We start from the raw sequence: 25,414 nt of genomic DNA, 5'->3' as shown, positions 1-25,414 counted from the left end.
CCTATCGCCTACAACAATGTAAGTGGATCGTTCTCTATCTCACAATATACCCCGCTACGTTTGGGCATGGAGTCAAAGTGATGGCTAAAGATCTGCATAAATTGCGGATAGTCATTTACCATAAAGATAATCTGCCAGCGATACTTCCCCGCAATCCGACGCAACACCGCCTCGCTGGGGCCAAGCATCTCCACGGCAAGCCCGTAATTTGTCAAGATATCACTCCAATATTGATAGCTACTCTCGGCTAAGGCGATCACCGCATCTTCATTTGCCCCACGAAAAACCAACCGCAACATCCGACTAAAAGGCGGAAATCCCGTCTCCCGTCTTGCTTCTAACTCTTTGCGTAAAAAGCCTTCGGTGTCGTTGTTCAATGTATACTGTAATGCCGACTGCTCCACCACATAGCTCTGCGCCAAGACCAATCCCAACTCCTCATAACGCCCCGCGCGCCCCGCCACTTGCTGTAAAAAAGTAAAGAGGCGCTCCGTTGCCCGAAAATCAGGGAGGTTCAACCCCACATCTGCTGAGACAATCACCACCGCACGCAAGAGAGGAAAATTAAAACCCTTGGCAAGCATCTGTGTACCGATCAATAAATCGGCTTCGCCACGCTCAAAGGCGGCAACCACCTCCAGTTGGCTCTTATCTTGACGCACACTATCGCTATCCAGACGCAAAATCTTCAGCCCACCAAAAATGCGCTTCGCCTCCTGCTCCACCACCTCCACACCAAACGACTTATACCCTCCACGCAGGCTCCCACACGCCGGACAACTCTCAATCTTCGCCTGAGTGTAACCACAATAGTGGCAAAGCATCCTATCTTTATCTCGATAATACGTCAGCGAGACGCTACAGTGCGGACAAAAAGCCTCATAACGACAATTGGGGCAGAGATAATAACGCCCATACCCACGTCGATTAATAAAGATAAGACTCTGGCGACCCAATTTTTTACTTTGCCAGATCTCATCCACCGCCCGTTTGGAGAAAACGCTTTGACTCTCCTCCAGCTTCATATCGATCAACTCAATCACGGATTGCCTGCCACCTCCGGCAAATCCCACCAAATCAACCCGCTCAATCACTCCGCCCAGCATCGCATGATAGGCCTCTAGGGAAGGCGTTGCCGATCCCATAATCAGTGTAACATCACTGCCCTTGCGCGCCAGATACATCGCCACTTGACGCGCATGAAAACGTGGTGTCGCCTGCGATTTATACGAGGGATCATGCTCCTCGTCTAAGATAATCAACCCTAAATTTTTAAGCGGAGCAAAAATCGCGCTACGCACCCCCAAGACAATATCGACCTCACCCTTCAAGATACGTTGCCATTGATGCAAGCGCTTACTTGGGCTCAACCCAGAGTGCAACACCGCCACGCGCTCCTTGCCAAATTGTCGCTCCAATAGCCCCAACACCGAAGCAACCAGAGCAATCTCCGGTAAAAGATAAATCGCCTGCTTACCACGCCTCAAGGCATCGGCAATCATCAGCATAAAGACCGCCGTCTTGCCCGATCCCGTATGTCCAAAGAGATAGTACCAGCCAACCTTGGCTTGCATCTGCATAATAGCACGCTTTTGACTATCGGTTAAAGCCTCTGGAGCAATCGGTTGCGCGACGCTCAAGGTGATAATGTGAGGTTCAATCTCTTTACGTCCGCTAGGCGTCATCGCAAAGAGCGCCTCACCTAAGGAGCAGAAATTGTATCTAGCTAAATACGTAGCAAATTCAAGATAAGAAGGCTCAAAAAGAACATTCCCCTTATCCAAAAGACGTTTAATTGGCTTGAGTGTATAATCAATTCGTGGAATCCCCTCGCCCGAAGCGACCACAAAGCCCACCAAATCGCGAGAACCAAAGGGCGCGACAACCCGCGCCCCAATCGCTAGCAACTGCGAAGCCGTATAAGTAAAGAGTTGCTTCATCGGAAGCTTAAAAGCAACCTCTACCCAATACTCCATGTCAGCATCCTAGTGCGATCCTTTATAGATGATGCGCACTTGCTTATAGAGACCTTCGCCTTCACTCTGGGTAATCACATCATCACGATCACTAAGCGTCGTGTGCACAATGCGACGTTCAAACGGATTCATCGGCTCTAGCAAGCGACTCTTACGTTGTTTCACCGCTAAATTTGCATGCTTCATCGCCATGCCTTGAATCGCATCCTCACGACGCTCACGATAATTTTCTGCATCTACAATCACGCGCTCCTCCGTCTCATCCGAGAAGATCGTATTAAGATAGACACTCACCAAGAGCTGAAGCGCATCCAAATTTTTACCCTTACGCCCAATCAACACCGCAGCCTCCGACGAGACAATATCCAAGTGCAACCGCCCCTGTTGATCATAAACCACATTAATCGTGGCGGTATAACCCATATGTTTAATCATTGTCAAGAGAAAATCCTTTGCCTTCTCCTCACGTACCTGCGCATGCTCACTGGTAGCAGGCGTATGACTCTTCACCGCAGGCGTACTCTCTTTAACCTTCTCATCGGCAACATGCACCCGAATCCGCACACTCGATCGCTTGAAGAGAAATCCCTTCTTTGCCTCGCTGGAGAGGATCTCAACATCAAAGTCGGCACTCTCTAAGCCAAGCTCTTGTACGGCTTTTTCAATTGCTTCACGTTCATTTTTGCCTTCAAATTCTCTTATCATTTCTTCTTTCCTTTAGATTGATTTAGTCGTTGTTGATAGGCGGCCATCAATTGGGCGCGCTGTTGATTTTTCCCTCGCTTTTTTGCCTCTTTTTTCGCGTGCATCTTCTCTAATGTCCCATCTTTTTTCCAGTGGTTAATTAAAAGCTGCTGGAAGAGCCCTAAAATATTCGAAACTGTCCAGTAAAGGAAGAGTCCCGAGGGCATGTTGTAGAGCATAAAGAAGAAGATAAGTGGTAGTAGCCACATCATGGTGCGCATTTGTTGGTTATTGGCCGTGGTATCATTCATCGAGAGAAAAGTCGTGAGCATCTGGGTTACAATATAAAAGATGGGTAAGAGGTTGAGATAATTCCAGCCCAATAGGGGCAAAGGACGGCTAAACGTAAGGAATTTATCCGGAGAAGAGAGATCTTGCACCCAAAGAATCCACGGTGCACCACGAAGCTCAAAGTACTGGTTAAAGAGCGAAAAGAGCGCCAAAAGAATCGGTAATTGAATCAACATCGGTAAGCACCCACCCGCTGGATTAACCCCTTCTTTTTGATAAAGCTCCATCTGTTTTCGCGCTAATTCCTCTTTATTATCCTTGTACTTCTCTTGGAGTGCCTTGAGCTTAGGTTGAACCTTGGTCATCGAGGACATGCTCACCGCACTGGAGATCGAGGGTTTAAGGAGTAAAAGCTTGACCAAAACTGTCAAAATGACAATCGCCCAACCCCAGTTGCCCACAAAGCCATAAATAAAGAAGAGTATCCACTTTAATGGTGTAATAATTACCCCCAAGAAGACATGCGCGTCCATTGCCCGATTGAGGTAGAGATCGCTCACGCCCCACGCATTATCCTTGGCGATATTATATCGCAACAACTGCGCCTCTTGCTTTGGCCCCATATAGTAGAAGAGTTCATCACGCACCTCAAGCATACGACCAGTGGTTGCCCCACGCGTAACATTAAATTGTAATCCGCTCTTCTGTGTCTCTTCGTCCAGAGAACGCGTACTCCAGTGCATGCGTAAGGGTGCATTTTGAGGAATTCCCAAGAGTAAAAAGTACTTTTCGCTCACCCCCGCCCAAAGTGCGCCATCATTAGCCGTAGCCACGCCTGCACGCATCTTAGCCATCACCCGTTTTTTGTCGGCGTTTAAATAAATTGAATGACGAAAGGTATCACGTCCATCTAAACGCTCAAAATCAGGACCCAATTGAGGTAGGCTCTCCAACGTATACCCACCTGTGAGTAACGCCTGAGGTAGGGGAAGATCATCCAGCGCAACAAATGCAACGTTTACTTTAAAGAGATACTCCTCGTTAAAGTGAAATTCCTTAAGCAGACGAATGGATTGACTCTCGCCAGCTTGCGCTAACGTGTAGCGAAAATCATAAGCAAAAATCAGCGCATCAGCGCGCTGTTCTATCAAGGTGAAGTTCGCTGTTAATGGTTTTAAGCTATTATCCTCAGGAAAGTAGAGCGTAAATGCCCCCGCAGGTTCGCTGTTAAAAGGTAGCACCAATTCGATAGGCTCTTTGGTACGCGGATCGTGAAACTCGCGCAACTTTAAGGATTGCATGGTTGCGCCCTGCGTGGAGAAGGTTATCTCATAAAGCCCATCACTATGAATATAAGTGCTCTCCTTGATTGGAGTTACTTCTCCCTCTTCTCCTGCTACAGGAACAAATAAGCTAAGGGCAGTAGTGGAGGTAGCGGGTAAGGCATCCGCCACGCCCGAAGCCTCTGTGTGGGTGGGAACTTCTACAGGGGGATAGAGTTTGCTCATGACAAAATTTCCGGTGAGAAAGACAATACTGACCAGTGCAATCGTTAAAATAAGTCGCTTATCCATGCTAAATTTATCAATCCTTTTTCTTTAAAATCTATGCAAAATATCATTTTCTGTAAGTTAGGGAACATGATCAATACCACCCTCATGCCAAGGATGACAGCGTAAAATACGTTTAATGCCAAGGAAGCTACCACGCCAAGGACCATGCTTTTTAAGTGCCTGAAGCGTATAGCTTGAGCAAGTGGGATAGTAACGACAGCTTGGCCGTTTAAGTGGGGAAATGCACTTTTGGTAACAATGCACCAGTGCTATCATTAGGGTATTAATGATACTACTCAACGGGCGAAGAATAATCTGTATTGTAGGTAAGAGCTTCATCATGATCTCTGTTTATGATTCCTAGTCGTTCAAACATATGGCTAAGCTGATTGGCACAAGAGGAGAGGGATAATTCTTTATCATAAACTAGGACAACAATGTCGTAGGAAGATAAGATATGTAGATACACCTTGTTTAACGCCTCTCGTAGCAATCGCTTGGCTCTATTTCTCTGTACTGCATTGCCATACTTTCTGCCCACACCCACACCATAACGCGCGATGCTCAGCTGATTTTCTCGATAGAAGATGGTCATCTGAGCATATCTTAGGCGTTTACCCTGCTGAAGAGTGAGCTTAAATGTCTGCTTATTGAGTCTTACTCTTTTAGTAAGATTTTTTTTCATCCGAAACCGTTAAGCTATGGCGACCTTTGGCACGGCGACGGGCTAATACTGCGCGTCCACCAAAGTCTGCCATGCGAGCTCTAAAGCCGAATTTGCGCACTCGTTTACGCTTTGATGGTTGGTAGGTTCGTTTTCCCTTACTCATAATCTCTCATTCTCCTCACAACTAGGCTCACGCTAAGTGATACTTACATTACTGCCTAATACTATGACAAATTTTAGCATTCTTGTCAATCCTCTTGCGCTTAAATTTTCAACAATCCTATCTTTTGGAGGAGGATAAGGGTCTCTTGGCGGAGGGTATCGAAGGGGATGATCTCGATATGGAATAGTTGAGAGGCGAGAATGATGCCGACAAGGAGTAAATTTCCATAAAATTCTAGTTGGCGTAATTTGAGTTCCATCCCCACTTTGGTGTAGTAGCTAAAGAGCAGTCGCCCCATGCTCAAGGGTGGGATGGGGATGAGCATTAAGATGACCATGCTAAGATTAAAATAGCTTAGATTACCAATAAAGAACGTGCGAATAAAGTCTGGTAATATCGATAGATAGTAGCCAATATAGAACCAAAAAAGCGCCATCACCAAGTAAAAAATCGGGCTAAAAAGATGCAAGAGCATCACACCTAAACGCCCCCAACGAAACTGCGAGGCATCGCGATATAAAAAGTGGAATTCACTGCTCCAACCCAATCCCCAAAAGATCGTCAAGCCAATGCGTTGAAGATTAAAGTAGCTGGTGATATCGGCAGGAAAGCCCACCCGCTTGCCGTTGACCCGTCGCTTTAACCACGATGCCACATATAATTGCGCCGTATCATGCAACGCATAACTGCCCAACGCCACGCCAAGTATGATTACTAATTCCATCGCACCCTTCCTACTTTCTCCCCCCACTATACCACACTTATCCCCAAAAAGCAAGCCACAGCCAACCACCCTTGCAAAGAGGCGCGCGATGTGTTATACTTGTTAAGAGATCAGCACGAAAAGGACAGGCACAACCCATCATGGCAAAAAAATCTGACGAAAAATTGGCATCTTCCATCGAAAAACATCACGACACCACCGGTAAAAATGAGGCCTTCGAAGCCACCCGCGTCCAGATCGAACGCCAATTTGGTAAGGGCTCGCTTATCCGTATGGGAGAAAATCCCAAGCTAGACATCCAAGTCATCCCCTCGGGGTCGGTTGTCCTCGACGAGGCGATTGGCGTAGGTGGCTACCCTAGGGGGCGCGTCATCGAGATTTATGGCCCTGAGAGTTCGGGTAAAACCACCCTCGCCCTCCATGCGGTCTGCGAAGCCCAAAAAAAAGGCGGAATCGCTGCTTTTGTCGATGCCGAACATGCCCTCGACCCCGCTTACGCCAAAGCCCTAGGCGTTAATGTCGACGACCTCTGGGTCTCCCAGCCCGATTCAGGGGAACAAGCCCTAGAAATCGCCGAACAGCTGGCACGCTCTGGCGCTGTCGATATTATTGTTGTCGACTCCGTCGCTGCCCTCGTTCCCGAAGCCGAAATCAACGGCGAAATGGGCGACAATCACGTCGGTCTCCAAGCCCGTCTCATGAGCCAAGCGCTCCGCAAACTCACCTCCGTCATCGCCAAGAGTGGCACCTGCATCATCTTTATCAACCAAATCCGTATGAAAATCGGCGTAATGTACGGTAGCCCCGAGACCACCACCGGAGGAAACGCCCTCAAATTTTATGCCTCCTTGCGCATCGAGGTGCGTAAAGGCGAAACTATCATGAAGAGTGCCGACGAGATTCTTGGCAACAAAGTCAATGTGAAAATTGTCAAAAATAAAGTCTCCCCTCCCTTCAAAAAGGTGGAGCTTGAACTGGTCTACGGCAAGGGTATTTCCGCCTCGGCAAGCCTCCTAGATGTTGCGGTGAAGCACAACCTCATCCAAAAATCAGGTAGCTGGTTTAGCTATGGCGAAGAGAAGATCGGGCAAGGACGTGACAACGCCAAGCTCTTTCTCGAGAGTAACCCTGAAGTCTGGGAGAAGATTACCGCGCAAATTCAAGCCATCATCCACGGCGATACCGAAGAGAGCGCACCTGCCGAAGAACCAGTCAAAGAGAAGAAGAAAAAGTCTAGCGATAAGACCGATAACGAGGACGAATCTCTCTTTTAGCTTAAGAGAGACTCCTTATTGCTCCGTCTGACCCCTCCTCTAAAAAGAGTATTCTTTCTAACATTGGTCATAATAATGCCGTTACTTCTTCCCCTTACTCGCTAACACTTCGGCAAGACGTTGCTCTTGCCATGCTAAAAAAAGCTCGTGATTAGGCTCCATAAACCACTGTGCCTGTCGACGCGTGGTATTATACACCGACAAGATTGGCATGAAGAGTGTAACCAATGCCACCCACCCCGTAGCCACCAATATCGGATTTATCCACCAAACCCAAACCAACGCCCAGCCAATTATTATAGGAGAAAATAATAGTATACCATAAATCATCATCAATTTTTTAAATTTTTTGGTAAAAATATCACCATGTTTTTGCGCTAAATACTCTATGAGTAAAAATTTCTTAGGAGTATAACCCCACGTCCCTAATAAGCTCGTCAAAAAGAGATAGCCAAACAAAATCTCCAAGCCATCACTATTCCACCTAGCCAGAGGTAGGGGTAGCAGAAAAAGGATAAGGGTTAATATTACCAACGCATAGCTCCAGATATAATAATGTTTTACGTTGATCACCCGTTGTGTACTTGAGAGGGCATAGGTGGGATAAGGATGTGGGTTAAAGCCCAGCAACTGGAACAAAGCCAGCTCTAGTAAGCCAAGAACCACGGCCGTACCCATTACCAGCACCGTAAAGAAGCCCAGCCACCTCGGCATAAATGCATCCCAGCTTGAGATGACCAGCGAGCTAAGCCCATAAATCAAGGCGACATTTGCCAGCCAAACCATACCATACCTAAGCCACGCCATTGGCGCGCCCTTTACTCTTTTCTCATGACTCTCTTCCATTCGTTACTCCTTCTCCTGATGGGTAGATAAAAAGGCGATGCCCTCGTCGATAAGCCACTGGCTCTTCCCGCTCACCGTTTTGGCCGGTGGCAGGGATTGCAACAAAAGCTTGCCGTACGCCTTGCTTTTAATACGATTATCCAAAATATAGATCAAGCCAAAATCTTTGTCTTTACGGATCAATCGACCAAAGCCCTGCTTGAGCTTTATCGCTGCTTCGGGAATCTGCAACTGCATAAAAGGCGACAAACCCGCCTTCTCCATCGCCTCGCTCTTGGCTTGGGCAATAGGTGAGTTGGGCGGAGCAAAGGGCAGTCGGCAGAGCGCCACCACCTTTAGCATCCGATTATTGATATCGACGCCCTCCCAAAAGCTGTCGGTGGCAAGCAACACTGCCGATCCATGCTCCTCAAAGCGACGCACCAGATGGCTACGTGCCATCTCTCCTTGCGCCAATACCAGAATGCCCAATGGTTCAAGGCGCTCCTTGAGGATCTCAAAGGCATGGTGCATCGCCCGATAACTGGTAAAGAGCGCCAATCCTCTGCCCTGCGATCCAATAAAGATACGGCTCAAAAATTCTACCACATAAGTATCAAACGAGGGGCGCTCTGGTGCAGGCCCATCGGTGGGAAGCCCCAAAAAGGCCAACTCTCCATAGCGAAATGGTGAAAGATAGGTGCGAAAATGCACCTCGCGCCCATCATAGCCATTGAGTCCCAAATTGCGCTTAAAATAGGCAAAATCACCATTCATACTCAATGTCGCCGAGACCATAATCACCGTAGCATGCGCCTCGTACACCAAACTACGCATCTGAATGCCCAAATCCAATGGCGTTACCTCAAAGCGCACATACTCCTCATGCGCAACCGTGCGACGACGCTCGCCCCAGTACACCGACCCCTCATCCTCCAGATAATGCAGAAAGCTCTTCGCCACATCGGCCATCTCACGCATGCGCTGTAATCCTTGACGCGCCTCTAACACCAAAGGTAAATTCGCCTCACTACGCTCCTTCACCGCATCCACCAGCTTCTTGATCTGTGCCTGCAATCGCTTTAACTCTTTCGCCAGATCGCCCAATGGCACCAACACCCCAGCCTCTAAATGCGCCGGCACCACCACCGACGATAACCGAAAAGATTCACTAATATGCAACGCCGACTGACTCATCAAGCGCTGGGCAGATTCGCGCGTCTGTTCCAAAGAGTGATACGCCTGATTAATCGCATGTTTCACGTTGCTATCCCCCTGTAAAAACCGCTCTATCTGGGGCAATAAGCCATAGCCCTCGTGTCCCTTGCGTCGATGCCAACGGCTCAAGAGGCGATTGATGCTATAGTGTGTAAGATGACTCGAAAAGAAGCTCGTAGCCGAGTGTAAAATATTATGCGCCTCGTCAAAGATAAGTCTTGAATATGCGGGTAAAAGGCGTACCACCTCGCTGGTGAGTTGACGTAGCTCTAAATCGGCAAAGACCAAGTGATGATTGGCGACAATGATATGCGCTGCCTCGAGTTTTTTGCGCGCAATGTTGAGAAAACAACGGTCATAATCAACACAACTCTTGCCCAAACAGCTCTCACTCTCGCAATTAATCTTCTGCCAAAGCGCCTCTTCCACCACCATCTCTAGCTCACCACGATCGCCACTTTCACTACGCTGTACCCACTGGGCAAGCTCATCCATCCCGTAATTCATACTGGCCAGAAAGTGCGCATCTTCCGCCAAGGTCTCTTCATATCGCTTCCAACAGAGATAATTTTGACGACCCTTGGCTAGCTCTACCCGAATCTCACTTTTAAGCAACGACTGTACCATCGGGACATCCTTACGCATCAATTGTTCTTGTAAATTGATAGTAGCCGTAGAGATAACAATCTTCTCTTCGTTACGCACCGCCCACGCCATCGCAGGAATTAAATAGGCAAAACTCTTACCCGTACCCGTGCCTGCTTCGGCGATTAAAAGCGTATCATGATTAAAGGCATCCACCACCGCTTGACTCAGCGCAATCTGCCCTTCACGTACCTCATAATCAGCCACCCGCCGACTCAATACACCACCCTCTCCCAACACTTTGGTTACAAGATCTTCTGGTAACGGCTTAGGGCTTGAATCCTCGCTCATGATGATACTCCTACTAAATACCTGCTTAGGAAGGTTTTATTTTGATGATGCCATGCTCGCTTGCCACCAACCAAGCACCTCTATCGCACGCCTTTTGGCTTGGGAAGATTGGGCAATCTCGCGACTATACTCCTCTCCCACAAAAAGATAAGAGAGCTCTTGCCAACAGGAGAGATCCCCGTTAATAAATTGCTCCAAAAAAGTCATCTCTCGCTTGCACCATGCCCGATGCACCGCACGATGCACCGCGGTACTAGACCATGTTATCTTTGGCTTTGACTCCGCAAACATCGGGCTAATCTCATCATTCCATAACGGTAATCCCATCGCCATCGCATAAGGCGAATTCAACGTAAAGATCCGCTTTGTCGTGCTGTGGATCAACATCTGCGCGTAACTTTGCATCACCACATCACTATCCAGTAGATGATCTTGCACTCCTTGCACCTTGACTAACGGGCGCTCAAGCGTTGCCTGCAACAGGGGTATCCCCACAAGACGATGATAACCAGCCAACTGCATGGCGTGCGTATAGCTTCCACGCGCATGACTCTTACCCAACGTAAAAGCAAAGTCGATACCACAAAGGATAATCGGTTGATCGCTCATCTGGAGAGCGAGGGTAATCGCGGTAATGCCCACCGATCCCCCCGCAATCAAACTAGGTAGACCAAACACCTCACGAATACGCTGATAAAATGAGGCGTGGCTAAAGTCACTAAGCGTAAAAAAAGTCTCCCCCGCATGCAATCTTTTTGTTTGTGGATGAGCGCTAAGATCGCAGAGCATCGGTACATCAGGGTAGTACACCCCAATAAAATCGAGCAAATTGATCACACTCGCCTCTAAGCAAATCATCAAATCGGGCGTAATCCCATACGCCATCAGCGCCGGCAAGGCAGTGTCCACAGCAATCACATAGTACGATCCAGCACGCTCTGCCAACCAATCGCGAGCGTACTCCAACGTCAACCCCGCACCCACTACCACAATCGGGCGCTCCATTCGAGGTAACGTCGTATACGTTACTGGCGCAGAAGCAAGCTGTTTAATGCAATTACGCAACCATCGCCGATGCACCCGTTGTAACATTTGCGCATTCTTATGCTGTTGCTCTACCAAAACCTTGATACTATCCATAAACTGCGTATAATTAGCAAGTAAGTGTTGGTGTCCCGCCGAGGCATAGATCACCACAAGCGTCTTGAGTGCCAAGAATTCCCAATCCTTCAGCCAATGCTCCACCAGATAAGAATCCATCGTCTCCAAGTAGCGAAAATTTAGTGTTTCTTTTAATCGATAGGAACGGTGAAACTGGGCTAAGGTTGCATCCAACTCTAAGCAGATGATAGCCGAGTTATCAGGGACTTGCGAAACAAATTCAAATAATCCATAGTGAAGCAACGGGCTAACCACTACATACAATGTGTTAGGCGATAAAATAGAGGGGAAGCGCGAGAGCGCTTGGCGTTGTGGATAGCGTGAAGAGTAGAGATAACGCCCTTGATAGCGAAGGGTATCGCCATCGAGAGCGCGAATCATCTCTAGTTGCATTGGGGTTAAGAACGATTAGGGGCAATCACTCCCGTCTGCTTCATAAAGCGGGCTAAAGCGCGCTCAAAAGCACCATCACGGTAGCGAGAAGAATTTTTAAAATACTCTTGCATCCCAAGTTCACTCTGCATGCGCACAAATGCCTCCATATAATAGAGATCTTCTTGCATATTGAGCGCCTGATAGGTGCGTTCGGCAATAGGAGTAAAGTAAGCCACCCCATTGCCTAAGAGGATTAGTGTAGGGGATGCATTGAGCGGAGCATTAAACGCTTGCTGGAAAAATTCACGACTACGCATCAGCGATTGAATTGTAGAATTCTCCAAGGAAGGGAACGCCTGCTCAAAGGAAGTAATTAGCCCCTGATAGGGCGAGTAGCTCCCCTGCATATTCAAGCCATAGACCATAGAAAAGTAATCGCTATCGCCCACCGTAGCATTGAGACCCGTCATAAAAGAGGTAAAATCTTCTTGCGATCCTTGAAGTGGCTGTAAAAGTGCACCAAAATGTTGCGACAACGTATCGCGATCCCGCTCAATGAGATAGGTGAGAAGCGCATTTTTGTCTAACTCATCGCTCATATCAATGGCTTGGGGAACACCTTCAAGCTGATAAAAGAGATAACTCTCCTCATCGGTAAATCCTTGGATAAAGGGCAGAGGCTCGGTAACATCCCCCTCGCGTAAAGCCGAAAGCAGAGGCAAAAGCTCAGAGCGATCCATTCCCGTCTGTTGTTGGAGTTGATAAAAATATTGCGCACCCATCAAACCACCTTGCGCGGCATAGACATCGCGACTAAACGGCGTGCTTGCCTGCGCCGAGGCTAAGAGCTCGACACTCACCTCACCGGAAAGTAACTTCTGATGAACCTCTTGCGCGCTAGCTAAATCACCCGTGTGCACATAGCGACGCAAATACCATTTTTGGAAAAGATCCTGATGTGCAGTAGCATAATCGGCGAGAAATTCATCAGAAAGGGAACTATATGGTAAATAAGCAATAGAAACTTGACGCTCTTTTTGCATCGGGTTTAACATAAGCTGACTAAAAGCTGGATCACGTGCGATACCGTCCATTGCGCCAGACTGAAATTGACGGACACTCAAAGCTTGACGCTGACTATCAAACTGAGAACTGCGATCAACAACACTCATATTGGCGAGCATCGTGTTCGTTACGCCCATATCCCGTAAAACACGCGCCACCTCTTCGGTACTCACCAAGACACCGGCACGCTGCGCCTCATCAAGCCAAGCCTCCTGCATCATTGCCTGTTCAAACGATCGCTCAAGAAGCATGGGAATAATCATATATGCATTTTGATCGTTTATCTGAGAAGCAATACGTTGTCGATCTTCCTCAAAGATACGCGCCATTCTACTACCCTGCGTAAAGGCAACCGTACGCGAGCCGTATTGACCAAATTTCGCTTGATTAACGCCACCACTAGCAAGCACGGCAAAAAGTGGGGCAACCACAAAAGAGGCAACAATCATCACCAGTAGCATCCAGCCAATGACCGTACTTCTACCACTCTTTTTAGGCATGGGGATAACATGTTCCTGTGCGGAAGGGGCTTTTTCTAATGTTTTGGGACTCTTACTCTTCGACATGGTTCCTATCTCTTTTTGGACAATATTTATGAATGCTTGCATCGCTACAATCTTCTCTATTATGGCAAGATTCCCTATTTTTGTCAACTAAAAATTGCCAAACTCTTGCTTTTTTTATGGATATCATGTAAACTAGAGTGATATGGTCTCTCTTATTTTAGGCGATAATCGTTCTGATACGTTTCTGCAAAGATCCGCATGGCTGGGTCTTAATGTTTCCTTGTTCTTGGTGATTTTTATGATATTTACTCCTAAACTTATGGCGCAACAGATTCATCATCGCGCCTTCTTCTCGCCCACGCTCAAAAATGAGTGGCGTTATAGCATTTATTTACCTAAGGTGGTGAGCGAGCATCCAGAGGAGAAGTATCCCGTCATCTTTATGCTCCACGGCATGTTCAATACCGACAAGAGCTTTGAGACTAAGAAATTCGCGTCACTTATTAATGACTTAATTGAAAAAAACCTGATTGATCCCGTAATTGTGGTCTTTCCCAATGGTTTTCGTCAGAGCTGGTGGGTAGACTCCGAAGCCTTTGGCTCGATTGAGAGCGCCTTCTTTCACGATCTCCTACCTCACATCGCCCTCTACTACGCCATCTCTACCGACCCGCAAAAACGTGTCATCGCAGGCATTAGTATGGGTGGCTTTGGCGCCCTCAATTATGCATTCCATCATAGCGATACCTTTGCCCACCTATGGCTCTTCTCCCCAGCGCTCTTTCTGCCTTCGCCCTTAAATCCCGAGACCCACCCCGATGCTACCCCCGGTAATTGGCGAGAGCGCATCGTTCTTAGAAACGTCATTCAATATCGCGCCTTTGCCTTTGCCGGGGAGGCACAACCCTTCAATGCCCTGCTCTTCATCCCCAAAACCTATCCCTACCTCCATGAGCGCCGACCTGATCGGCTTGCAGAGCTCGATATTCTCCTCTTCTATGGCGACGCCGACCCCATCACCGATTCTGGCACGCGCTTTCTCCACGACTTCTTTACAGAACACGTCCCCCACGCCAAAATCTTTGTAACCCCAAGTGCAGGACATCAATGGAGCCTCTGGCGTACCGACTTTGCTCGCGCCCTACAGGCAACTTTTCCTTATATCAATCAAGAAAAATTGCATTGATTTTTTTTGCAAATCGTGTTATTATATGTAACGTATGAACGCAAAATATCAAAAAATCACCATCACCCCCACGCAAGCGATGACGCTCCTAGGTGGATACGCCCAAAAAAAGGTATCTGCACAGCTTAAAGCTATTAGCTTTATTTCGCTATATCTTATTATATTTCAAGTATTTATCCTTGGCAACTCCCTCAATAATCCTCTTGTCATTTTTATAGGCTTAGTCGCAGTCGTCTTAGGGCTTGCGTTCTTTTTAGAGGGTCTTTTTCTTAGCGTCATGCCCCTCGCCGAGATGGCTGGTGCCGAACTTCCCAATAAAACGCCCCTCACCATCACGCTAGGCTTAGCCTTCGCCCTCGGTGCGCTAGCAACCCTTGCCGAGCCTGCTATGGTGGTGCTCCAAAGTGTGGCAAACTTTATCCCCATGCATCAAGCACCGCTACTTTACTATCTCTTTAATGAAAATAATTTTCTCTTTATCCTTGCGCTAGGCTTTGGCGTAGGCTTTGCCATGCTTGCCGGTAGCCTTATGACACTGAAGAATCTCTCGCTTAAAGCCTTTATCATTACCCTCCTCTTACTTGCCCTCACCCTCTCCATTATCGCCTACCTCGACCCTCGCTCACGCCCAATGGTCGCCTTAGCGTGGGATGCAGGCGGTATCGCTACGGGCGCAGTTACCGTTCCGCTTATCATCGCCTTTGGGTTAGGAATCAATCGCACCACCGGTAGCAACTCCGACAGCAACGGCTTAGGCATTGTTACCCTTGCCAACTTAGGCCCTATCAATGCACTTTTAACCTTGAGCCTGCTCTTACGCAACCGTATGCCCCATCCACAAGAGACATTAGAAATATTTTTACAAGACCCAAAAGCCAGTATCTTTACCGCTAACACCCTAGAGCACATCGATACGTCTTGGCTAAGCCAACTCTCCGAACATCTACAGCTCTTCCTCAGCCAATTAGGCGCGGCCATCACGGCGGTAGGGCCTTTAGTCTTAGCGTTGGTCGTAATTATCATGCTCTTTATCCGCAAAAAGCCCAACCTCATCGATGAAAAAGTACTGGGCGTTCTCTTTAGCATTGTGGGCATGTTCTTCCTTAACTACGGCATCCAAACCGGTCTCACGCCCCTTGGGCAAGGCGTAGGGGCGAACGTCTCTAGTATTATTAAGCCTACCGAAGCTCCGCCTAAAACTATCGAAAATTTCCAAATCGATCAACTAGCATACTTCCCAAAGGCAGATGGCGAACGTGTTGCCTTCTTCCCGTTGGTTATAGATGATAAGATAAATTACATTCCCTTTGAAGAAGCGCTCTACGATGCCGAACAAAAGACCTATCATCTACGCGCTGATCACCCCATCTTTGAGGAGGAAATTGCCCTGCCTTGGGGTAAAATGGCACTCTTTTTTGCCTTTTTTGTTCTTCTTGGCTTTGGCGCTGTGGTTGCCGAACCTACCCTGCATGCGCTTGCCAACACCCTCTCTGAACTGACTGCCGGTAGTTTTCCTAAAGCACAGCTCATCAAGCAAGTCGCGCTAGGGGTGGGCATTGGTCTGGCAATTGGCGTGTTGCGGATGATGTTTGATATCCCCTTTATCTTGATTCTTTTGCCTCTCTATACCATTGCTCTTCTCTTAACCATATTCAGCGAAAGTACATACATGGCAATTGCGTGGGATGCCGCCGGTGTCGCCACTGGGCCAATTACGGTGCCTCTGGTTATCGCCGTAGGATTGGGCTTAAATCAATACTTTCAAAGTAGCGAACAATTTGGCTTTTTAACCCTCGGTGCTACTATCCCCATTCTTATCTTACTAACCATCAGTCTTGGCGAGAAGATTCAACAACGCCGACTCAAACAAGCGGGAGGATCGCAATAATGCACCCACATCAACTCATTAAAATCACCCTCACTCTCAACCACGCACTTCAAGAAGAGGCAATCGCCACCCTCACCAAGCTCAAAAGCCCCTATGTGCTTACCCAGAGTGCGCGCAGTGCCACCATTCCCCCTAAAAAATTTTGGCAAACGCGTATCCAAACCAAAGACGAACAACAAGATATCTTTGAGCTTTACGTTCCTTACGAGTTAGAGCTTCTCTACCTCCAGACACTCGTAGACGATCTTTATCTTCTCGTACCCGGACGTGGCTCGGTGCTTAGTCAAGCCGTTACGCTCTACACGCACATCTACCAACACGCAGAGATGGAGACAAGTTCGCTCAAGCGCCAAGTGATTGAGCAACTCTTAAGCACCGAAATGCATCTTATCTCCCTGATTGGCGCAAGAGGCGATGCGGGACAACTTTGTCATGCACTGCTTACCCGTGGCTATCCCTCGCCCTCCATTGCCTATGGCATGGGCATGGGCACGCGCTCACGCATGGGGCTACTGCGTATTACTATCTCGCCAGAAAAAGAGCTTCTTCACCTGCCAGTGCACCATCGCGATAGCCAATTTGTGCTCCAGTTGCTTGCCCACCAAGCACGCCTAGACCTGCCTGGCAAAGGATTTTTGTCGTACTTTCCCATCCGCTATGCCAAAATCAACACCAAAACCCATAACGACGATCCTTCCCGTCTAGCTAGCATCGAACAGGTGATCTCGGCAATTGATACCCTCCAAGGTGGCATCGAGTGGCGCAGTAAAAATATGCACTACACCCAAAGCACCACCAGCATTAATAGTAATAAGATGGTTCAACTCACCTTTACTGGTACGCGTGGCATTAGCGAGATTATTACGCCCATCGCATTTGATTTAGGCGGAAGAGGCGCGACCATGACGCGAAAAAATTTCTATGAATTTGGGGAACATCCTGAGAATCTCTTTGAAACCCACGAACGAGAATCTTGTAGCCTTGCCCTCATGCCCGAAATCGCCGTTAAATTGATTATGCACGTGGCAGAACACCTCAATTGGCAAGATATTGGGCTCTCTAGCATCGAGGAGTATGAAATTTTCCATGCATCCTAATAATATCGATCTTTTATGCCGAAAATCTCTTGATAAAAGCATTTTTTTCATGTACACTAGAATATGTGAGTGAATGGATTCTAAACAAATATTACAAACGTTGTCTAACATGTGGCTCTTATCTAAAGAAGAAGGACGATCTTGTCGTCTTTTGCAGTGCTACCTGCGAGCAGAAGTATCGCTTATGTATCAACTGCCATCGTCCCTTTGTCCTCACGCTCTCTCGACGCCACTACTGTAGTAGTGAGTGTAAAATTCGCTATATTTTTAAACAATTTGGTTCATACAAGTGCGTAGTGCAAATTACGCATCAACCACAGGAGAAACAATGAAGCATAAGTTGATTTTTTTAGGCTCCCCCGGTGCGGGAAAAGGCACAATGGCGCAACGATTAGCCGTTCATATGGGCATTCCCCACATCTCTACGGGCGACATTTTTCGAGAGAATATTAAAAATGAAACGCCTCTTGGCAATGAGGTAAAGTCGATTCTTAGTAGTGGCGCACTCGTACCCGATGCCCTTACCATCGCCTTAGTCGCCGATCGCTTAGGCAGAGAAGATGCGCACCATGGCTATATTTTAGATGGCTTTCCGCGTACGCTTGCACAAGCCGACGCTCTAGCTACGATCTCTACCATCGACCAAGCGATCAATTTTGTTGTGCCACAAACGGTCATCATCGCCAGACTCAGCGGACGACTTGTCTGCCCTCACTGTAACGCAAGCTTCCATAAAAACGACTTTCCTCCCCAAAAAGAGGGCATTTGCGACCACTGTGGACATGCACTCATCGTGCGCAAAGACGACCAACCCGAGGCCATTAAACATCGCCTTACCGTCTATGCCTCCGAAACACAGCCCCTCATTGAGTACTATAAAAATAAACAGCTCCTTACCGATTTGGATAGCTCCCAAGATATGGACAAGGTGTTTGACGATCTCTTAACGCTCCTTGCCCACACAGGAGATAATCGTTAGCATGATGCTCACCTCTTATACCCTTGAGGAACTCCACCAAAAGACGCTCGCCGATCAACCCAAATTCCGCGCCAAGCAACTTTGGCAGGCGCTTTATCACCATAAGGCGACCCATGTCAATGATATCCATGTATGGCCCGCTGCCTTGCGCGAGAACTTTTCGCAACCCAATCTTTTTTCTAGCAAAATTGTGAAGACACTCACCGAGGATAAACAGGTCAAACTCGTAATCGAACTGCACGATCAACGACGGGTGGAGACGGTGCTTTTGGTCGATAAAAACGATCGCAAAACCGCCTGTCTCTCCTCGCAAGTGGGCTGTGCGATGGGGTGTACCTTTTGCAAAACCGGCACGTTGGGTCTCACCCGTAACCTCGAAGTAGGCGAGATCATCGAGCAATTTCTCTTTCTCCAAAACAACTACGGCACGCTTGATAATGTCGTCTTTATGGGCATGGGCGAGCCGACGGCGAACCTCCTTGCTGTCCTCAAGACTATCCGTCTCTTAGGCGATAAAGAGAGCCTGCACATGAGTCCACGCCGTTTTACCATTAGCACCTGTGGCATTACCTCGGGGATTCGTGCCATTGCCGATGCTAACCCGCAAATTGGTTTGGCCTTTAGTTTGGTAACCGCCAACGATGAAAAACGCCCCATCATTATGCCCAGCGCCAAGAAGAACCCACTGCCAGAACTCAAATCGGCATTGCTCTACTATCAACAAAAGGGTGGGCGACGCATTACCCTCGAAATGGCGCTTTTGCCTGACTACAATATGAGCAAAGAAGATGCCAGAAAAGTTGCTCAATTTGGCGAGGGGTTAGAGTATATCGCCAATATCATTCCGTGGAATCCCGTCGCAGGTCTGCCCTATCGTAGCCCCACACAGGAAGAGATCGATCAATTTAGCGACTGGCTAGAGGATTTTGGTGTACCAGCTACCCGTCGTTATCGCCGAGCCTCTACTATTGCAGGCGCATGTGGGCAATTGGGGGAGGGCTAAGCCCTCCTCTTATCCCTACGTTTTATTTAATTGTCGTTCCCTCAAAGGGTTGCTCATTTAAGATTGCCTTGAGATTTTCGAGATTCTTGCCATTGGCTACCACTACGGTTAGCTTATGTTCCTTCGAAAATTTCGCGGCAATCGGATCGAAGGGTAAATTCGAACCTGGTAACCAACTCTCGCCCACCAAGGCTTGGAGATCTTGCCAGCTCATGGTTTTGAGCGGTTGGGCGTTGGGATTTTTTTGGGGGTCGTCTGAATAAACATAGCTGATATTCGAAAGATTTACTAAGCGCTCCGACCCGAAACGATGCGCCAAAACCGCAGCGTCGTAGTCGCTAGAGAAACCAGGTTTCCAGCCTGCACCCACGAGGATACGTCCCTTAGCGAAGGTGTCAACCTCGGGATTCTCTACCACGGGCTCAAGGCAGAGATCGCCAAAGAGCGTCTTAACCAACTGGGCATTGAGCTTGGTCGCCTGAATACCAATCCAATCGAGTGCGTCGTTATCGATATCTTTAACTAAGCTCCGTGCCGCCCCTTGATACAGCCGTGCCGGAGCTCCACCTCCCACCACAATAATCAATTTTCGCGCACTATCTTCCTCTAAATACTGGGTAACTAAGGCGTGAAATTGTTGCAAAAATTCCACATCTACCGCATCGGGTGCGACCAATGACCCACCCAGCGACAACGTTTTCATCGACATACTATTGAACTCCTTTCAAATCCATTTCTCTCTATTATACGCTATTTAATGCAATAAAGGAAGAGGATCAATCGCATTTTTGCCACGTAAAAGTGAAAAGTAGAGTCGGTGAATCAACCATGAAAAACCATATATCTTTCATCGTATACCAACAAAGATTTAGTGCAACAAGGGAAGCGGATCAATCGCATTTCCGCCACGTAAAAGCGAAAAGTAGAACTGCCCATGCCGACCGTCGCTAGCTACTTGTCCGACCAAATCTCCTTGCTTGATACTACTGTCCAAGCGGTGCGTGGATGGGCTGGCTAAGTTACCATAAAATCCGATATACTCCTGATGCTTAGCCACAATATAGTAGCCAAGTTTATGGTGATAGCCCGACTCGATGATGATGCCATCACCAATAAAATAGACAGGACTCTCGGGTTTCGTCTGAAATAAAACACCAGAAGCGTAGCGATCTAAGCCGGTAAGTTGATCCATATTGTGTCCATAGACCTCTTTTAAGCTGCCAAAGACGGGGTAGATAAAGGTATTGCCGATCATCCGTTTGAGTTTTGTGGCACTCATCTGTCGATGCGGAATGAAGATCGATCCCTCCACAGACTCGCGCTCGCTGTTGATATAATTTGCCGATCGCAAGAGATCTTCGTCGACTTTGTAGTGCTTGGCTACCCACCGAAGAGTGCGTTCGCGCCCCAAGTCGACCATCAAGCCATCCATAAAAGGAAGCTTTACCACCTCAAAATGCGCCGACTCTTCCAACGTTTGTAAGCCATTAAAACTCAAAAGCGTACCAATAGAGAGCGCATAGCGCTGGGCAAGCGAAGAGATCCCGATGCCCTCGCCAAGCACCGCCGTATAGTAGAGACCTTGATGGATAGGATTAACCAGCACCACCGACTGCTGACTGCCCATACGCTCGCGCAACTCAAAATCTAAAAGCGGTAGCTCTAATGATGCCTCCATTAAAAAGAGCGCAGGCGGAGCCACATAGCGTTGGGCTTGCACAAAGAGGATCAATCCCACCCCAATGATGGCTAAGGAGCTAAGCAATACCGCACCATGAAAATAACTCGCACGAAAAATCGTTGCGATATTCGCATGCTGTGTCTTGGGCAGAGTGCGCCATCTCTTCTCTTTTACGGGGCTCTTGCGCTTAGGACGCAAAAACGAATCGACCGGTAGTGCCATACTCTTTAGTGTATCGTCTCTCAAAGAGCGAAAATCAACCCCACTGCCATCAAAATCCCCAGTGTGTCACCCTTGACACAATTTTGCTATCTGCGTTATAGTATGGTTACATTTTAGAGAAAATAAGTCTCAACCGATATTTTAGGAGTATTTCTATGAAACGTTTTCTATCGCTATCTCTCTTGATAGTAGCGCTCGTAAGCGCCTGCACCGGTAAGGGTAATCAGGAGGAGTCGAACCTACCAACTATCCACACCACACTCTTTCTTACCTACGACTTCGCCAAAGCGATCGCGGGGGATAAGATGCACGTGGAGCTCTTTGTACCAGCAGGGGTGGATACCCACACCTACGAGCCATCGGCAAATGATATGCTCAAAGCACAAAAGAGCGCACTCTTTCTCTGGACCAGTAGCACCATGGAGCCTTGGATGCCTAAGCTAATCGAAAGCCTTAATATCGAAAAGCAGAGCGTCAACCTCGCCGATGCCCTTCATCTCCATGAGCTCAATGGCGGAGAAGGCCACGATCATCATGATCATGACCACGAACATCACCATCACCACGATAACGATCCCCACTTTTGGATGAATCCCAACTTCTTGCTCCCCCTCTTCGACGCGGTAACCCAGAGCATCATCGCCCAAGACCCCGACAATCGTACCTATTACGAAACCAACGCCCAAATCTACCGCGAAGAGCTTCAAGCCATCATCACCGACGCACAAGAGATCGTGGCAACCAGCCCCAAACATCCGCTTCTCTTTGGCGGGGGATTCTCTCACCAAGCCTTCTTAACCGCCTACAACCTCCCCTATTTCAGCGTCTATGCCAGCGACAGCATTGAGAACGAACCCACCATCGCCCACCTTGCCACCATTCGCCAAGCGATACAAGAGCAAGGGCTCATCTATATCTTTGTCGATCCCATGCTCACCACCAAAATCGCCACCACCCTCGCCGAAGATTACAACCTTCTCATTTTACCTTGGCACACCGGACACACCCTCAATAAAGAAGATCTCGACGCTGAAGTCAGCTACCTCGACCTTCTTAAAGAGAACAACGACTACCTCCTCTTAGCACTCCACAATCAACCTGTCTTGCCTAGTAACTAAAAAGTAGACCACCCCATGAGCGATCCCAATACCTGCCCCAATGCCATTATCGAACTAAAAAACGTCGGTCTCGCCTATAGCGCGAGTATCCAAGCCCTCCACGACATCAATCTCTGCCTCCATCAAGGCGACTACCTCTGCCTGCTGGGCAACAACGGCGCAGGAAAGAGTTCACTCGTCAAGATCATCGTGGGGCTTCTCTGCCCCACTCAAGGCTCGGTGCACTACTACATCGATCGCTACGCCATTAGCTACCTCCCCCAAGAGAGCTATCACCTACCCAGCATGCCCGCCAGCGTCTGGGAGGTGGTGCTCTCGGGTAGTCAACACAAACAGCACGCCTTTTTCTACAGCAAAGAGATAAAAGAGTATGCGCGCAAGCTCTTAATTGATCTTGATTTATTGCACCTCCAGCATCGCTCGATGAGTCAGCTATCGGGTGGGCAAAAGCGACGTATTCTCCTTGCTCGATCACTCATCTCCAAGCCAAAGCTTCTCATCCTCGACGAACCCAATGCAGGTCTCGACCAACAGGCTACCGCCGATCTCTACCAGCTACTAGCCAATCTCAACGAGCAAGGTCTCTCAATCCTCATGGTCTCCCACGATCAAGACGCGGTGAAAAAATACGCAAAAAACGTCGTGATGATCGACAAAACCATCCAATTTTGGGGCTCTAAACACTTCTGGCACCTCAACCAAGGAGACAAACCGTGACGCTATCGACGCTCCTCTCTCTGCTTAGCCTAGAATTTGTCCAAAGAGCGATGCTAGTCGGCTTTGTTATCTCCTTGGCAACCGCGCTGTTGGGCACGGTCTTGGTCTACAAGCGCCTTGCCCTCATTGGCGACGGCTTAGCCCATATCGGCTTTGGCGCGCTCTCCCTAGCCGTGGCGATGGCATGGGCACCCTTGCTCTTTGCCATCCCGATGATGGTGATCGCCTCGGTCATCGTTGTCCTCATCAGCGAGAATAAACGTATCTACTCCGATGCCCTTATCGGCATTATCTCCAACAGCGCGCTGGCCTTTGGTATTGTGATAGCCACCAAAAGCAAGGGCTTTTCCGTAGACGTGGCTGGCTATCTCTTTGGCTCGTTGCTCACGCTTACCAAGCTCGATGTTATTGTCAGTTTGATCCTCGGCTCGTTGGTGATCTTTTTGATGATCTTCTTACACCATCGCCTCTTCATCATCACCCACGACCCCGAATATGCCAAGACGCGTGGCATCAACACCCGTTTCTATAAAATCATCCTCGCCATCCTCACCGGCATCACAGTCGCCATTGGCATGCGCCTTACCGGTAGCTTGCTCATCTCAAGCCTTATCATCTTTCCGGTGAGCATCGCCCATCGCCTCACCCACAGCTACCTACGCCTCGTTGTGATCTCCGCCATCATCGCACTGATCACCTTCTACCTCGGCATCATCCTCTCCATCCTCGCAGGGATTCCCAGTGGCGCATCGATTATTCTCTTCAATCTCTTTACCTTTATCCTCGTCTCCCTGATTAAACGAAAATAAAAGGTCGACCGAATCACTTAATGAAAATAAAAATTACCATAGGTGATTTCTATGATGCGATCCGTATCATAACTATAATCAACATCTAAATAATTATCGCCAATGGCATAGGTAACCCGCTGATGTTTTTCCTTGTTATAGCTCTTATTAAATTCCCATACTTTAAGAATTTTGTATTCAGCTAAAAGCTTCTTAGCCGCACTACTCTTTTGCCCAATAAAGAGTTTCTTCCCCTCCAGATAAAGCGGATACGTCGCTGCTTCCCCCCGAACAGTGATGTTAGAAAAGGTATCGTTACCTAAAATAACCTCCAATCCTGAACTCTTCTTGTAGTATAAAAAGTCCAATATAGTAGACGGATAATCCCCTCGACCTTTCTTTTCATACGCACCCAAAAGAGCGACAACCTCATCTTCTTTGACACCAAAAACTAACTTCTCTTTTTTATTAAAGAGAACCCCATCTGCTAACAAATCAATACGTTTAATCGACGTAATCTGCTGTGCATAGAGCATGGTTGCCGTCAAAACAATCGCAACCAGCCATACTAATTTTTTCATATTTACTCCTCTCTTCATCATAAAGCGTTAATACTCACCCCAAGTATATTCAATAAAAATAGGGCGTTTTTCTTCAAGATTAAATGTATTATTCTCCACAAGATAGCGCATGATGCCTGCCTTCTGATTTTCCCGTCTTAAGTTGTTTACGCTGCTATACTGAAGCTTACCATTTGGTGATAAGATCGGTTCACCTGTGTTCGCATCGCGCACCACCACATGGTTTGCGTAAAGATGCAATGAGGGTAACTCTTCCGTAAATATCCTCGGTTTAGCTAAATTTTTAAAGTATGCCGGCGCACTACTCGTATCTATTGCCAAGCCAGTAGGATGCACTTGCTCTACAATTGCCAAGATCTCTTGCGCACTAAAGCCCACAACGACACGTGCCATGCGAAAAACTACGCGATGCTCCGCTTGCCCATGCGTATGAACATAATACGTGTCAGCCTCCACAAAGGGAGTATTACGCATGCTCCTATAACTATCATGCGTATGAGATTGCAGAAAGACAACATCCAGATTCCGCACCGATGCCATCGCTTCTAGCTCTCTTATTTTTTGTCGATAATAGACCCGATCAGGGAACGTCGACGACCACGGCATCGGATCCATAAAGAGCTTCATCGTATTGATATCGCTCCTCTTTACCTTTGCATCGGTTGTGCAACTACCTATCAATAGCGCTAAAATAGCCACCCAAGTAACAAGTCTCACGAATGTTTTCATCTTTACT

The 25,414-nt window shown here is 47.9% G+C and carries 25 protein-coding genes; 10 read left to right on the top strand and 15 right to left on the bottom strand.

Annotated features, from left to right (window positions below; all coding sequences use genetic code 11):
• Positions 1-8: 8 nt before the first annotated feature.
• The 7 genes from priA to PVA46_RS01095 form a co-directional block, all read right to left on the bottom strand.
• Positions 9-1,976: a replication restart helicase PriA gene (gene priA, locus PVA46_RS01120; RefSeq protein ID WP_167694940.1), complete on the bottom strand. Its 1,968-nt coding sequence runs from the start codon at positions 1,974-1,976 to the stop codon at positions 9-11.
• 9 nt (positions 1,977-1,985) lie between these two features.
• On the bottom strand, positions 1,986-2,681 hold the full coding sequence (gene jag, locus PVA46_RS01115; protein WP_167694939.1) for an RNA-binding cell elongation regulator Jag/EloR: 696 nt from the start codon (positions 2,679-2,681) through the stop codon (positions 1,986-1,988).
• Positions 2,678-4,525 (bottom strand): YidC/Oxa1 family insertase periplasmic-domain containing protein, encoded by a 1,848-nt coding sequence (locus PVA46_RS01110; RefSeq protein WP_167694938.1) that lies wholly within the window; start codon positions 4,523-4,525, stop codon positions 2,678-2,680. The genes jag and PVA46_RS01110 overlap by 4 nt, the downstream gene beginning before the upstream one ends.
• A 57-nt stretch (positions 4,526-4,582) precedes the next feature.
• Positions 4,583-4,846, bottom strand: coding sequence for a membrane protein insertion efficiency factor YidD (gene yidD, locus PVA46_RS01105; RefSeq protein ID WP_420828751.1), 264 nt, complete (start codon positions 4,844-4,846; stop codon positions 4,583-4,585).
• Positions 4,797-5,189, bottom strand: coding sequence for a ribonuclease P protein component (gene rnpA / locus PVA46_RS08385; RefSeq protein ID WP_167694937.1), 393 nt, complete (start codon positions 5,187-5,189; stop codon positions 4,797-4,799). The genes yidD and rnpA overlap by 50 nt, the downstream gene beginning before the upstream one ends.
• Positions 5,170-5,334 carry a 50S ribosomal protein L34 gene (gene rpmH / locus PVA46_RS01100; RefSeq protein ID WP_167694936.1) on the bottom strand — a complete coding sequence of 55 codons (165 nt, stop codon included), beginning with the start codon at positions 5,332-5,334 and terminating at the stop codon, positions 5,170-5,172. Before rpmH ends, rnpA begins: the two co-directional genes overlap by 20 nt.
• A gap of 100 nt (positions 5,335-5,434) precedes the next feature.
• Entirely contained in the window at positions 5,435-6,058 is a 624-nt protein-coding gene (locus PVA46_RS01095; protein ID WP_167694935.1) for a zinc metalloprotease, read from the bottom strand.
• A 140-nt stretch (positions 6,059-6,198) separates the two neighbouring features.
• Here PVA46_RS01095 and recA point away from each other — a divergent pair, with 140 nt between their 5' ends.
• Positions 6,199-7,332 carry a recombinase RecA gene (recA, locus tag PVA46_RS01090; protein WP_167694934.1) on the top strand — a complete coding sequence of 378 codons (1,134 nt, stop codon included), beginning with the start codon at positions 6,199-6,201 and terminating at the stop codon, positions 7,330-7,332.
• 81 nt (positions 7,333-7,413) lie between these two features.
• On the opposite strand, the gene PVA46_RS01085 is transcribed toward recA, so the two are convergent.
• From PVA46_RS01085 to PVA46_RS01070, 4 genes are read right to left on the bottom strand one after another with little or no spacing between them, the layout of a single operon-like run.
• Positions 7,414-8,178 (bottom strand): hypothetical protein, encoded by a 765-nt coding sequence (locus tag PVA46_RS01085; protein ID WP_167694933.1) that lies wholly within the window; start codon positions 8,176-8,178, stop codon positions 7,414-7,416.
• Positions 8,179-8,181: 3 nt separating this feature from the next.
• A complete protein-coding gene (locus PVA46_RS01080; RefSeq protein WP_167694932.1) occupies positions 8,182-10,311 on the bottom strand; it encodes an ATP-dependent DNA helicase in 2,130 nt (709 codons plus the stop codon).
• Positions 10,312-10,347: 36 nt separating this feature from the next.
• Entirely contained in the window at positions 10,348-11,865 is a 1,518-nt protein-coding gene (locus tag PVA46_RS01075) for a motility associated factor glycosyltransferase family protein (protein ID WP_167694931.1), read from the bottom strand.
• A gap of 5 nt (positions 11,866-11,870) precedes the next feature.
• Complete coding sequence (locus PVA46_RS01070; RefSeq protein ID WP_167694930.1) at positions 11,871-13,478, bottom strand: hypothetical protein; 1,608 nt, start codon at positions 13,476-13,478, stop codon at positions 11,871-11,873.
• A gap of 142 nt (positions 13,479-13,620) precedes the next feature.
• Here PVA46_RS01070 and PVA46_RS01065 point away from each other — a divergent pair, with 142 nt between their 5' ends.
• The 6 genes from PVA46_RS01065 to rlmN all read left to right on the top strand — a co-directional run bounded on the left by PVA46_RS01065 (position 13,621) and on the right by rlmN (position 19,571).
• Positions 13,621-14,604: an alpha/beta hydrolase gene (locus tag PVA46_RS01065; RefSeq protein ID WP_167694929.1), complete on the top strand. Its 984-nt coding sequence runs from the start codon at positions 13,621-13,623 to the stop codon at positions 14,602-14,604.
• Positions 14,605-14,638: 34 nt separating this feature from the next.
• Positions 14,639-16,492 (top strand): DUF1538 family protein, encoded by a 1,854-nt coding sequence (locus tag PVA46_RS01060; RefSeq protein WP_167694928.1) that lies wholly within the window; start codon positions 14,639-14,641, stop codon positions 16,490-16,492.
• On the top strand, positions 16,492-17,589 hold the full coding sequence (locus PVA46_RS01055) for a hypothetical protein (RefSeq protein ID WP_167694927.1): 1,098 nt from the start codon (positions 16,492-16,494) through the stop codon (positions 17,587-17,589). The genes PVA46_RS01060 and PVA46_RS01055 overlap by 1 nt, the downstream gene beginning before the upstream one ends.
• A 65-nt stretch (positions 17,590-17,654) precedes the next feature.
• A complete protein-coding gene (locus PVA46_RS01050; protein WP_274360301.1) occupies positions 17,655-17,921 on the top strand; it encodes a hypothetical protein in 267 nt (88 codons plus the stop codon).
• A complete protein-coding gene (locus PVA46_RS01045) occupies positions 17,918-18,568 on the top strand; it encodes an adenylate kinase (protein ID WP_167694926.1) in 651 nt (216 codons plus the stop codon). The genes PVA46_RS01050 and PVA46_RS01045 overlap by 4 nt, the downstream gene beginning before the upstream one ends.
• A gap of 1 nt (position 18,569) precedes the next feature.
• Positions 18,570-19,571: a 23S rRNA (adenine(2503)-C(2))-methyltransferase RlmN gene (rlmN, locus tag PVA46_RS01040; protein WP_167694925.1), complete on the top strand. Its 1,002-nt coding sequence runs from the start codon at positions 18,570-18,572 to the stop codon at positions 19,569-19,571.
• 22 nt (positions 19,572-19,593) lie between these two features.
• Here rlmN and pyrH read toward each other — a convergent pair whose 3' ends face one another.
• Together pyrH and PVA46_RS01030 are read right to left on the bottom strand one after the other, a co-directional pair.
• A complete protein-coding gene (pyrH, locus tag PVA46_RS01035) occupies positions 19,594-20,280 on the bottom strand; it encodes a UMP kinase (protein ID WP_167694924.1) in 687 nt (228 codons plus the stop codon).
• Between the two features lie 159 nt (positions 20,281-20,439).
• The gene (locus PVA46_RS01030; RefSeq protein ID WP_167694923.1) at positions 20,440-21,474 is read right to left on the bottom strand and encodes a M23 family metallopeptidase; all 1,035 of its coding nucleotides are present in this window, start codon (positions 21,472-21,474) and stop codon (positions 20,440-20,442) included.
• 155 nt (positions 21,475-21,629) lie between these two features.
• Here PVA46_RS01030 and PVA46_RS01025 point away from each other — a divergent pair, with 155 nt between their 5' ends.
• From PVA46_RS01025 to PVA46_RS01015, 3 genes are read left to right on the top strand one after another with little or no spacing between them, the layout of a single operon-like run.
• Positions 21,630-22,592: a metal ABC transporter substrate-binding protein gene (locus PVA46_RS01025; RefSeq protein WP_167694922.1), complete on the top strand. Its 963-nt coding sequence runs from the start codon at positions 21,630-21,632 to the stop codon at positions 22,590-22,592.
• Positions 22,593-22,607: 15 nt separating this feature from the next.
• Positions 22,608-23,309 carry a metal ABC transporter ATP-binding protein gene (locus PVA46_RS01020; RefSeq protein WP_167694921.1) on the top strand — a complete coding sequence of 234 codons (702 nt, stop codon included), beginning with the start codon at positions 22,608-22,610 and terminating at the stop codon, positions 23,307-23,309.
• Positions 23,306-24,118: a metal ABC transporter permease gene (locus PVA46_RS01015; protein ID WP_167694920.1), complete on the top strand. Its 813-nt coding sequence runs from the start codon at positions 23,306-23,308 to the stop codon at positions 24,116-24,118. The genes PVA46_RS01020 and PVA46_RS01015 overlap by 4 nt, the downstream gene beginning before the upstream one ends.
• A 17-nt stretch (positions 24,119-24,135) precedes the next feature.
• Here the strand turns inward: PVA46_RS01015 and PVA46_RS01010 are convergent, their stop codons facing one another.
• A complete protein-coding gene (locus PVA46_RS01010; RefSeq protein ID WP_167694919.1) occupies positions 24,136-24,678 on the bottom strand; it encodes a hypothetical protein in 543 nt (180 codons plus the stop codon).
• 27 nt (positions 24,679-24,705) lie between these two features.
• Positions 24,706-25,407, bottom strand: a complete 702-nt coding sequence (locus PVA46_RS01005) for a hypothetical protein (RefSeq protein ID WP_167701234.1) — start codon at positions 25,405-25,407, stop codon at positions 24,706-24,708.
• Positions 25,408-25,414 lie beyond the last annotated feature (7 nt).

It is taken from the genome of Entomospira culicis, assembly GCF_028748145.1.
Taxonomy (GTDB): domain Bacteria; phylum Spirochaetota; class Spirochaetia; order WRBN01; family WRBN01; genus Entomospira; species Entomospira culicis.
This window is presented reverse-complemented; position numbering and strand designations above follow the sequence as displayed.